The organism is Mesorhizobium sp. M7A.F.Ca.US.006.04.2.1, from assembly GCF_004022915.1.
Taxonomy (GTDB): domain Bacteria; phylum Pseudomonadota; class Alphaproteobacteria; order Rhizobiales; family Rhizobiaceae; genus Mesorhizobium; species Mesorhizobium ciceri.
Genome location: NZ_RZQA01000128.1, coordinates 1 through 10,114, shown reverse-complemented (window position 1 = coordinate 10,114; position 10,114 = coordinate 1). Strand labels below are relative to the sequence as shown.

Here is a 10,114-nt window from a genome sequence, read left to right as displayed (position 1 = left end):
ACCAGGAAAAGACGATGACCACGAGCACTGCCGCAGCACCGCCGGCCGCCGCTCCCTTCATGCCGGTGACCAGGAAATGCCGGCGGAATTCGCGCGCGATAAAGCGTGCCTCGGCGCCGACGAAATGCAGCACCTCGATGATGTGACCGTTGCCGGCCATGGCGCCGCGCGTCGCGAACACCACCGTCAGCACCGTCGCCGACAGCATCAGCGCCAGCACGGCGATGCCGATGGTCACCGTGGTGCGGGCCATCGCCACCAGCCGGTCGACCCAGGTGCGGTGATCGTCGAGCGATGCGCTCGGCAGTTTCGGGGTGATCGCGGCGCGTATGGCGGCGAAATCGGGCGGGCTGTTCTCGTCGATGGTGACGATGATCAGTCGCGGCACCGGCAATTCGTCGATGTTGAGGCCCGAGCCCAGCCAGGGCTCAAGGAGCCGCGCGGTCGCCTCGCGGTCGATGATCCGGGTCGCCTTGACGCCGGGGAATTCGCCGGCGATCTGCGAGGCCTGGGTAAGGGCTGCTTCCATGTCGAGGCCGTCGACCGGCTTGATCTGGATCGTTGCCTCACGTGAAATCTGGTTCTCCCAGACGGACGCTGTGTCGCGCACCAGCGTCACCGCGCCGAAAGTCAGGCAGGACAGGAAGGTCATGATGGCGATGACCAGCACCAGCGCCCGGCCGGCGATGTTCTGCGCCGGCACGATCGGCGCCATCCTGCGCTGGGCGCGCGGCTTTGCTTCGGTCGCCTCGGCGTCCTGCTCCCTTTCCACAAAATGTTCGGCGGACAGTTCAGTCATAGATGTCCAGCCTTCCCCCGGCCAGGATCATGCGGCGCGCGTCGACCTGCTCCATCAAGCCGAGGTCGTGGGTGGCGATCACCACGGCGGTGCCGAGACGGTTGAGTTCGATGAACAGCCGCAGCAGGCGTCGCGCCAGCGGCGGATCGACATTGCCGGTCGGTTCGTCGGCGAGCAGGATTTCCGGCTGCTCGATCAGCGCCCGCGCGATCGCGGCGCGCTGCTTCTCGCCACCGGACAGAACCGGCGGCAGCACATGCATGCGTTCGCCCAGCCCGACCCACTTCAACAGCTCGGTGACATCGGTGCGGTAGCTCGCCTCCTCGCGCCCGCGCACGCGCAGCGGCAGCGCGACGTTCTCATAGGTGGTCATGTGGTCGAGCAGCCGAAAATCCTGGAACACCACGCCGATCCGGCGTCTGAGATGCGGCAGCTCGGTGCGGGAAATGCGGGAGCGATCCTTGCCGAAGATGGTGATCAGCCCGCGCGTCGGCTTCAGCGACATGAACAGCAGGCGCAGCAAGGTCGTCTTGCCGGCGCCCGAAGGCCCGCTGAGGAACTGGAAGGAGCGCTCCGGAATGTGCAGGGAGATGTCGCGGAGGATTTCCGGACCCATGCCATAGCGGAGGCCGACATTTTCGAAGCGAATCAATTTCGACGACCTGAAATTCGGCACGGCAGTGAGCCGGCCTGTTCTGGGTAAAGACCATCGGCCGGCATGGTTAACCGGCGGTTAATTCCTAGGCTCTTTCGACTCGTCACGAGGGCTCCGGTGGGGAAGCGTTAACCATTTGTGTTTACGCAAAAGAAACGAAAAGCGAACACGTGCTGCAATGCTGGGGCCATGATGGCTGACGATCGAACCGCGCGCCCGGTTTCCGGCGAAATCATGACCGATCCGGCGGCAATTGCCGCGACGGACCGGTTCATGCGCGGTTCGGCCGCCGACATCGTCGATGCCGATTACGTGGTGATGCCGCGCCTTGCACCTGCCGTGGAAAGCGTTTCGCCGCTGCCGCGTGCGATCGTCATGCCACCCATCGAAGGCATGGACATGCTGCGCAAGCCCGAAGCCCCGCCGGAGCGGCTACCAGCCTCGCGCGGCGGGCCGATCTTCTGGATCGCCGGCATCGGCGCTGCCTTGGCCGCCTTCTGGGTTTCCGGCGGGCACGCGCTGGTGCGCCAGGTGCCGTTCCTGTCCAGCGCGCAAGCGTCGGCGCTCAGCATTTCGGGCGTCACGTCACGCGTCGATGCTTCCGGACCGAACCCTGCGCTGTTCGTCGATGGCGAGGCCGCCAATGACGGCGCCAAACCGGCGCAGCTGCCGCCGCTTGAAATCCGGGTGACCGGCAATGACGGGCACATCACCCGCTATACGTTGGGGACATCCGGCCGTTCGCTGGCCTCTGGCGAAAGATTCGGCTTTGCCAGCCGGCTCGACGTGCCTAGAAACGGTGTAAGAACTGTATCGGTCACCTTCGCCGAATAGCGTGTGCTGATATTCAGGTGAGACTGGCCGCAAACGGCGGTTTCGTGCGCTTCCGGTGCTCACGTACTTCAGTACGCTCCGCTCCGGTTCTCGGAAACCACCGTTTTCGACTCAGCCTGACCTGAATCTCAACACATGCTGGGCGTGAACGCGTTTAGGCAAGAAAATCAGCGGGGCGAAAAATGCCAATTGTACGCGGCAAGAACATCGAAGTCCTGTTTTCTGCATCGGCGATCGCGCGGCGCAATCTCGAACTCGCCAAGGAGATTGCCGGACACGACTACCATGACCTCCTGGTGATCTCGGTGCTGAAGGGGTCGTTCATCTTCGCCGCAGATCTCATCCGCGCCATGCACGATGTCGGCCTGTCGCCGGAGGTCGAATTCATCTTCATCTCCAGCTATGGCGCCGGCACCAGCAGCGGCGAGGTGAGGGTGCTGCGCGACATCGACAATGAGGTCGCTGGCCGCGACGTGCTGCTGATCGACGACATTCTCGAATCGGGCAAGACGCTGAGCTTCACCCGGGAGCTGATGCTGTCGCGGGGCGCCAAGAGCTGTTCGATCGCCGTGCTGCTCGACAAGCGCATGCGCCGCCAGACCGAACTCAATGCCGATTATGTCGGCTTCGACTGCCCCGACTATTTCGTCGTCGGCTACGGCATGGATGTAGCCCATGCCTTTCGCGAGTTGCCCTTTGTCGGTGTCGTCAAAGGGGATGCCTGAGCGGCAGCAAAAAGGTTTGCTGATCCTCAGCGCTTTCAGGAAAAGTCAACTTTTGGCGGCCAAATATGCCGGCCATGGCAAAGCTTCTGATCGTCGAGGACGATGAGTCCGTCCGCACCCTGGCCGCCCGCGCGCTTGAACGCGCCGGGCACACAATCGATATCGCTGCGGATGGCGCGCAGGGGCTTGCGCTGATCCAGGCCGCGCGTGGCGGCTATGATCTCGTCGTCTCCGATATCCGCATGCCGGAGATGGACGGCATCGAGATGGCGATAGCGGCGGCAGCATTGTTTCCCGCCATCAAGATCGTGCTGATGACCGGCTATGCCGACCAGCGCGAGCGCGCCGAGGAATTGAACGGCATCATCCTCGATGTCGTGCAGAAGCCCTTCACGCTGGCTGAAATCCGCTCGCGTGTCGAACGGGCGCTGATCTGCTTCGCCTGATCAGGCTGGGTCGGCGGCAGCGAGCACGGGTGGAACATTCTTGCGCCGTTCGGTGTTGAGCGCCAGCAGGCCGGCGCCGATGATCAAGGCGGCACCGATCACGGTCGTCGACCGCGGCACCTCGGCGAAGAACAGGAAACCCCACAGCGGCGACCACAGGATGCCGGTATATTCGAAAGTGGCAACGCGGTTGGCCGGCGCCATCCGGTAAGCCTGCGACAGCAGGATCATGCCGGCGGAGGCGACGAAGCCGCAGGCGGCCATCTTGAGAAAATCCGGCAGCGTCGGCCAAAGCCATGGCCTTACCAGGAATTCGAGGCTGGGGTGGACGGCGTGGGTTATGCCGGCAAGGTGAAACGCGCCGGCAACCACGGCGGCGCCAACCAGATAGGCGCCGTTCTGATAGAAGGCCATCACGGTGGACGATTCGGTGTCGCCGATCTTGCGGGCCATCAGCTGCGAAAAACCATAGAGCGCCGCCGAGCCCAGCGACAGCAGCGCTGCCCAGTCGAACAGCCCTGCGCCGGGGCGCAGCATCACGAGGACGCCGAACAAGCCGATCAGCACGGTTGCCAGTGTCTGCCAGGAGACGCGCTCGCCAAGGTAGGGCCCGGCCAGCACCATGATGAACAGCGGCGCCATGAAATAAAGCGCCACCGCATCGGCAAGCGGCAAGGCGGCGATGGCCAGGTAGTACATCGTATAGGAGGTGAACTGGATGAAGGCGCGCACCGTCAGCATGCCGAATCGCTTCGACAGGATCGCCCGCAAGCCGACGTCGGCATGCACCAGAACGATCAGGATTGGCAGAGCGACGATCGAGCGGATCGCCATCACCTCGGTCACTGGATAACCGCTCGACACGGCTTTGACGAGCGGATCCTGCAGCGAAAAGACCAGCACGCCGAGGCACAGGCTCAGGATGCCGCCCACCATCCGATTTTGCATCTGCATCCAGGCTCCTGCGCGTACGATCCGAAGCTGCCGCCTGCGGGGTAAAAAGAACCCGCCACCGTTTCGGGCAGCGGGCACGAGTGAGGACTCTTGATTGGTCCGCGGCTGATTTCGCAGCCGCATATCCAATGGGTGAGGCGACTATCATCCGCCGTTTGACATGTTGCAAACGAATTGGAATGATGCCAGCAATCAAATTCTCTTATGGCGGATTTCATGCGGCCGACCCTCGACAGCGACCTCCTGCGCACCTTCGTGGCGATTGCCGAGACCGGCAATTTCACCAAGGCGGCGGAGCAGGCCGGCCGCACCCAATCCGCGGTGTCGATGCAGATGAAGAAGCTCGAAGATCTGATCGGCGCCAGCCTGTTCGAGCGCGGTTCGCGCGGCGTCGCGTTGACGCGGCGCGGCGGCGAACTCATCGTCAACGCCCGCCGCATCGTCTCGCTGCTCGACGAGACGTCGGCATCGATGGCGGCAGCGCCGCTTGGCGGGCCGGTGCGCATCGGCATTCCGGAGGAATATGGCCACGCCATCCTGTCGCGCGCGCTCGGCGCTTTCTCGAAGCGTCATACGCAGGTCGAGGTCACCGTGCGCTATGCCCATTCCGGGGCACAGATGGCGGCGCTCGCTGCCGGCGAGCTCGATCTGTGCGTGGTGTTCGAATGGCAGGATCCCGCCGGCGGCGAAGTGCTGATGCACGACCCGACCGTGTGGGTGACATCGTCCCTGCATCACATGCATGAGGAACAGCCGGTGCCGATCGCGCTCTACAACCGGGCCGGCTGGTGCAAGGACTTCGCCATCAAATCGTTGGAGCAGCGCGATCTTGCCTATCGTGTCGCCTATACCAGCGACACCACCGGCGGCCTCAAGCTCGCCGTCACCTCCGGACTGGCGATCGCGCCGATCTCGCGCAGCAACATTCCGGACGGCTGTCGTGAACTGACCACGGCGGACGGATTCGGCGCCATCGATTCCTCGAACGTGGTGATGCACCGCAACCCGAACGCGTCAGGCGAGGCGATCGACGGCATGCAGGATGCGATCCGCGAAGCCTTCGTCAACAGGCTCAGTCAGCCGGCGGCATCCTCGTAGAAATGCAGCCTGTTGCCGAACGGATCGGCGACCGATACCTCGCGGGTCTTCCAAGGCGTCTCTTCCACGCCTGGCCTGGCGAAGCGGTAGTTTTTGCCGGTCAGCTCGCCATGAAGAGCCGTGATGTCCTCGACCTCGATGCGCAGGGCGATGCCGGGTGCACCGTCGCCATGATGTTCGCTGAGATGCAGGACGCAGCCGTCGCGGCCGATCGCCATGTAGAGCGGCGCGTCGTCGGCGAAGCGATGTTCCCACTGCACCTTGAAGTCGAGGAAGCCGACATAGAATTCACGCGCCTTGGCAATGTCGAAGATGCGCAGGATGGGTGTGACGGCGCCAAGTCTGGGCATGGTGGTGCAACCGTGCGAGAGGGTTTTCAGGTGGGATGGACGGGGGCGGCAATCCCCTTGTTTTTTCGCAATTCCGGACGGAAAACCGCTTCACACATTTCCTGGAATTGCTCTATTTCAGCTCGAGCAGCCGTTCCAGATAGCTGCGTTCGATGTCAGGGCTGAGCGCATTGCCGAGCCGCTTGCGGATCGCTTCCAGAATCTGGCGGGCGCGCTGGACGTCGATCTCGTCGGGCACCTTCACCGAATCGCCGAAATCGGGACCCTGGCTGGCGCGCGGCCGGCCGAGCGGATCGCGATCGGCGTTCTGCTGGCGGCCGCCTTCCTCGCCGCCACCCTGGTCGCCCTGCATGGCCTGCATCTGCTTCATCATGTCCTTGGCGCCCTTGCGCAGCGCTTCCAGCGCCCGGCCCTGATGGCCGACGGCCGCATCGCCTTCGCCCTCGCCGAGTGCCTGTTCGGCATTGCCCATGGACTTGCCGGCCTCGCCAAATCCTTCATTGGGCTCCATACCCATGCCTTCGAGGCCCTTCTTCAGCTGTTCGAGGTCGCTCTGCAACTGGCCCTGGCCCTGCTGCAGCTGTTTCAGCGCATCGGCGAATTCCTGGGGCGTCATCGGCTTTTGCCGGGCGAGCGGATCGCGGTCTTCGCCGACGCCGGGTCTGTCCTCATCCTGGCCGCCTTCGCCGAGCTGCTCGTCACGGTTCTGCCCGCGCTGGCGCTCGCCGCGCTGCATCTGATCCATGCGGAAGGTGTCGTTCATCATCTCCTGCTGACGGCGCAGGATCTCGCCCAGCTTGTCCATCTGCTGGCGCATCTCGCTGTCCTGCTGGCCGCCTTGCTGCTGCCGGCCGGCCTGCAGATTGTTCATCATGTCCTGCAGTTGCGACAGCAATTGCTGGGCCTTGTCGCGATCACCGGACTTCGCCAGGTTCTCGATCTGGTCCATCATGCGATCGATGTCGCTCTGGCGCAGTTCCTGGCCATTCTGCTGCATCTGCGGGGCGTTGGGATTTTGCTTGGCGCGCTCCGCGAATTCCTGCAGGAACTGGTTCATCGCCTCGCGCAGTTCCTTCATCGCCTTTTCGATTTCAGCGTCGCTGGCGCCATTCTTGATGGCGTCCTGCAGCGCCTGTTGCGCCTGGCGCAGCCGCTTTTCGGCGGCCGAAAGATTGCCTTCCTCGATGCCGAGCGCGATTTCCCAGAGATAGGAGACCTCGCTGCGCAATTGATCGTCGCTGTCGGCCATCTTCAGCCGGGTGCGGGCGCTCATGATGGCGAGGTAGTGGGACATGTTGTCGAAGGTGTCTTCCGGCCGCAGCGTGATGGCGTCCATCAGGTCGAGCACGCGCGGCTTGGCGTTGGCGTCGAGCGCCAGCAGGCGGCGCTGTTCGATCACGGCGCGTGCCAGCGGATTGGCGAAAGGCCGCTCCGGCATCAGCAGCGTCTTGGTTTCGCTCGATGCGGTGTGCCCGGCATCGTCGGTAGCGACCAGCGTCAGCTTGATGCTGCTGCCGGCCCAGACATGCTCGGTCAGGTCCTTGGAGGTCCTGGCGGCGTTCGACTTGCCGCCGCGACGCGGCAGCGTCAGCGGCATTTCAGGTGCACCGTACAGTGGACGCGCATTCGGCGCCTGCGGATCGGCAAGCGCGAACACCGCCTTGGCGGTGGCGGCGCCATAGTCGTCGTCGATCTGGTAGTTGAGCTCGAAGGCGCCGTTGGCGGCGCGCTTGGGCTCGCCGACGAAGCGGATCTGCGGCGGCTTGTCCGGTACGACCGCGAAGGCCCAGCGGCCGAGCTGGTCCTCGCCCGACGTCAGCGTCAGCGTGCCGTCGCCGGTCAGCTTGCTGGTGAACTGGCGCACCTTGGACGGCGTCGCCGGGCTTGCAGCCGGCTTGGCGGCGGCCTGCGGTGCAGCCGGGTCGATGGCGCGGGAATTGCCATTCTTGTCGGCGTAGCCGAGCGTTTCCTCGCCTGAGCCGCCCGTCACGCGCAGCGAAACGTCACTGCCTTCGGGAACCGTAAAGGTCGGGATGGCCTGGTTGGCGTCGGCGGTCAGGAAGATCGGCGGCTTGCCGGTGTAGGACGGCGGCGTCACCCAGGCGTCGATGCGCGGCGGCACGATATCGCGCGCGCCATGGGCATTGAACCCGTCGCTGATCCTGCCGCCCGTCGGCCCGAAGGAGAAGGCGAAGGCGGTAACGAGCAAAAGGGCCGCTACCGCGCGCAGGGCCCAAGGGTCGCGCTCCGGCACGCGCGTGCGCGGCAGGTCGGCGCCGAGGTTGTCGAGCTTTCCGGCCATGCGCTTCTGGTGTTCGCGCCATAGCGCCTGCGAGAAGCTGCTTTCCCGGCCGCTTGGCCGGTCGGTCTGCACCAGCACCGGGCTGTGCAACAGTTGATTGGCTGCCTCGATGCGGCGGTCGATTTCGCCGGCGCCCGGCAGGCGGAAGAAACGCAGGGGATAAAGCGCGGCCAGTGCTGCTACGGCAAAGGCAGCGACCAGGCCGATGCGCGCCATATCCGGCAGCCGGGAGAATAGCCCGAGCCAGGAGATGCTGAGGAACAGGCTGGCAACGATGACGAGGGGAAGCAGCAACGGCCAGCCGCGCTCGACCACCATCGAGACCCGCGTGGCCAGCCTGCTCAAAGCCAGCCGCCCGGCGAGGCCGCGATCGCTGCTGAAGGTGGGTCGTTGCGTCATCGGCCCTTCCTTGAGCCTATGGCATCCCGAAACCGGGATGCGGCCCTATCCCTTTGAGCATGATCTGTTCCGAAAGGGATTCCATGTTTCGGGATCATGCTGTGGAGCGGGCAGATAGCCCGACGCCTCACGACTCAAAGAATACCAGCAAACACGGCAAAGGCGAGGCGGTTCGAAAAAACGTGAAGTGGACCGTTATAGTTCCATCCTGCATCGCTTTAGAAGGCAGCAGGCCCTTTAGAAGGTAGTGGGATCCGCATTCGCCCCGCAGACCAGCACGGCGACCCGTTCGCCCTGTGCCGGCGCATAGCGGCCCGACAGGATCGCGGCAAAGGCGGCCGCACCTCCCGGCTCGGAGATGATGCGGGTTCGGTTCCACAGCGCCTTCTGCGCGGCGACGATGTCGTCGTCGCCGACCAGGATCGAGCGTTCGACATAGGCCTCGGCGATCGGGAACATCATTTCGCCGACGCGCTTTGGCGCCAGTGAATCGGCGGCGATGCCCTCGGCCGGCGCATCGACGGGGTGTCCGGCCTCGAAGGCGCGATGCAGCGTCGGCGCTCCTTCCGGCTCGACGGCGATGATGCGGATGCGGCCCGCGAACCAGGCAGCGATGCCGCCGATCAGACCGCCGCCGCCGACAGCGACCAGCAGCGTGTCGATCCGAGGCAAATCGGCCTCGATTTCGAGCCCGAGCGTGCCTTGGCCGACGAGCGTTTCCTCCTGGTTGAAGGCATGGATCTGCAAGGCGCCGGTCTCCTCGGCGAACCGTTCGCTGGCGGCCAGCGCTTCGGCATAGCGGGCGCCGCCGACGATCAGCTCGGCGCCATAGGAGCGGATCCGTTCCAGCTTGGCTGCCGGGCTCACTTCGGGAACGAAGATGGTCGCCTTGTGGCCAAGCCGCATGGCGGCATAGGCGACGGCCGCGCCATGGTTGCCGCCCGATGCTGCGACGACACCGGCCTTTGGGACCGCACGCTCCAGCAGGTTGGTGAAGGCGCCGCGCGCCTTGAACGAGCCGGAATGCTGCAGGCATTCGAGCTTCAGGTCGACGGCCAGCGGCGGCCGATCGAAGTCGGCCATGTCGACGCGCAGCACCGGCGTGTGCCTGATATAGGGGCGGATGCGCGGTTCCATCGCGGCAATGCGCTCGCGTGTGACGGTGATGCCGTTCGTCATGATTGCTCCCTTTGACGGGTCGGTGTGTTTCCGGCGCTTCTATGCAAGCCAGTCGGGCACGGAATCCAGCCTGATCAGGTCGTCATAGGTCAGGCGTGGGCGCACGACGTGGAACCGGTCGCCGTCGACCAGCACTTCCGGAACCAGCAAGCGGGTGTTGTAGGTACCGGCCTGCACCGCGCCATAGGCGCCCGCGGTGGAGACGGCAATCAGGTCGCCGGCCTTCAGCCTGGGCAGATCGCGGTCCAGGCCGATATAATCGCCGGTCTCGCAGACCGGGCCGACGACGTCGACCATCATGCGCGGCGTGTCCGCCGGCGGCTGCACGACTGGACGGATATCGTGGAAGGCATCGTAGAGCGTCGGCCGGATG

At 64.6% G+C, this 10,114-nt stretch carries 10 protein-coding genes and 1 pseudogene; 4 read left to right on the top strand and 7 right to left on the bottom strand.

Translation table 11 applies throughout. From position 1 onward, the window contains the following. Window positions 1–799 (bottom strand): ABC transporter permease (locus EN925_RS09735; RefSeq protein WP_164894171.1); only part of this gene is annotated, 799 nt, incomplete at its 3' end. After that, window positions 792–1,451, bottom strand: coding sequence for a cell division ATP-binding protein FtsE (ftsE, locus tag EN925_RS09730; RefSeq protein ID WP_010911739.1), 660 nt, complete (start codon window positions 1,449–1,451; stop codon window positions 792–794). The genes ftsE and EN925_RS09735, both read right to left, overlap by 8 nt. A gap of 192 nt (window positions 1,452–1,643) precedes the next feature. Here ftsE and EN925_RS09725 point away from each other — a divergent pair, with 192 nt between their 5' ends. From EN925_RS09725 to EN925_RS09715, 3 genes are all read left to right on the top strand, one after another. Continuing rightward, a complete protein-coding gene (locus EN925_RS09725) occupies window positions 1,644–2,288 on the top strand; it encodes a hypothetical protein (protein WP_127369225.1) in 645 nt (214 codons plus the stop codon). Between the two features lie 182 nt (window positions 2,289–2,470). Continuing rightward, on the top strand, window positions 2,471–3,013 hold the full coding sequence (hpt, locus tag EN925_RS09720; protein ID WP_027162903.1) for a hypoxanthine phosphoribosyltransferase: 543 nt from the start codon (window positions 2,471–2,473) through the stop codon (window positions 3,011–3,013). Between the two features lie 74 nt (window positions 3,014–3,087). Continuing rightward, window positions 3,088–3,459, top strand: a complete 372-nt coding sequence (locus EN925_RS09715) for a response regulator (RefSeq protein WP_024503765.1) — start codon at window positions 3,088–3,090, stop codon at window positions 3,457–3,459. Here EN925_RS09715 and EN925_RS09710 read toward each other — a convergent pair whose 3' ends face one another. Continuing rightward, window positions 3,460–4,407, bottom strand: a complete 948-nt coding sequence (locus tag EN925_RS09710; protein ID WP_164753801.1) for a DMT family transporter — start codon at window positions 4,405–4,407, stop codon at window positions 3,460–3,462. It lies immediately after the preceding gene. Window positions 4,408–4,629: 222 nt separating this feature from the next. On the opposite strand from EN925_RS09710, the gene EN925_RS09705 reads away from it, so the two are divergent. Beyond that, a complete protein-coding gene (locus EN925_RS09705; protein WP_024503767.1) occupies window positions 4,630–5,511 on the top strand; it encodes a LysR family transcriptional regulator in 882 nt (293 codons plus the stop codon). Here the strand turns inward: EN925_RS09705 and EN925_RS09700 are convergent. The 4 genes and pseudogenes from EN925_RS09700 to EN925_RS09685 form a co-directional block, all read right to left on the bottom strand. Next, window positions 5,490–5,861 carry a glyoxalase superfamily protein gene (locus EN925_RS09700; protein ID WP_063169090.1) on the bottom strand — a complete coding sequence of 124 codons (372 nt, stop codon included), beginning with the start codon at window positions 5,859–5,861 and terminating at the stop codon, window positions 5,490–5,492. The two genes, EN925_RS09705 and EN925_RS09700, sit on opposite strands and share 22 nt — an antisense overlap. Before the next feature lie 112 nt (window positions 5,862–5,973). Continuing rightward, entirely contained in the window at window positions 5,974–8,562 is a 2,589-nt protein-coding gene (locus tag EN925_RS09695) for a TIGR02302 family protein (protein ID WP_127385274.1), read from the bottom strand. Window positions 8,563–8,799: 237 nt separating this feature from the next. Further along, window positions 8,800–9,741, bottom strand: coding sequence for a threonine/serine dehydratase (locus tag EN925_RS09690; protein WP_127369895.1), 942 nt, complete (start codon window positions 9,739–9,741; stop codon window positions 8,800–8,802). Between the two features lie 39 nt (window positions 9,742–9,780). Continuing rightward, window positions 9,781–10,114 (bottom strand): annotated as a pseudogene (locus EN925_RS09685) (diaminopimelate decarboxylase); the annotation flags it as partial.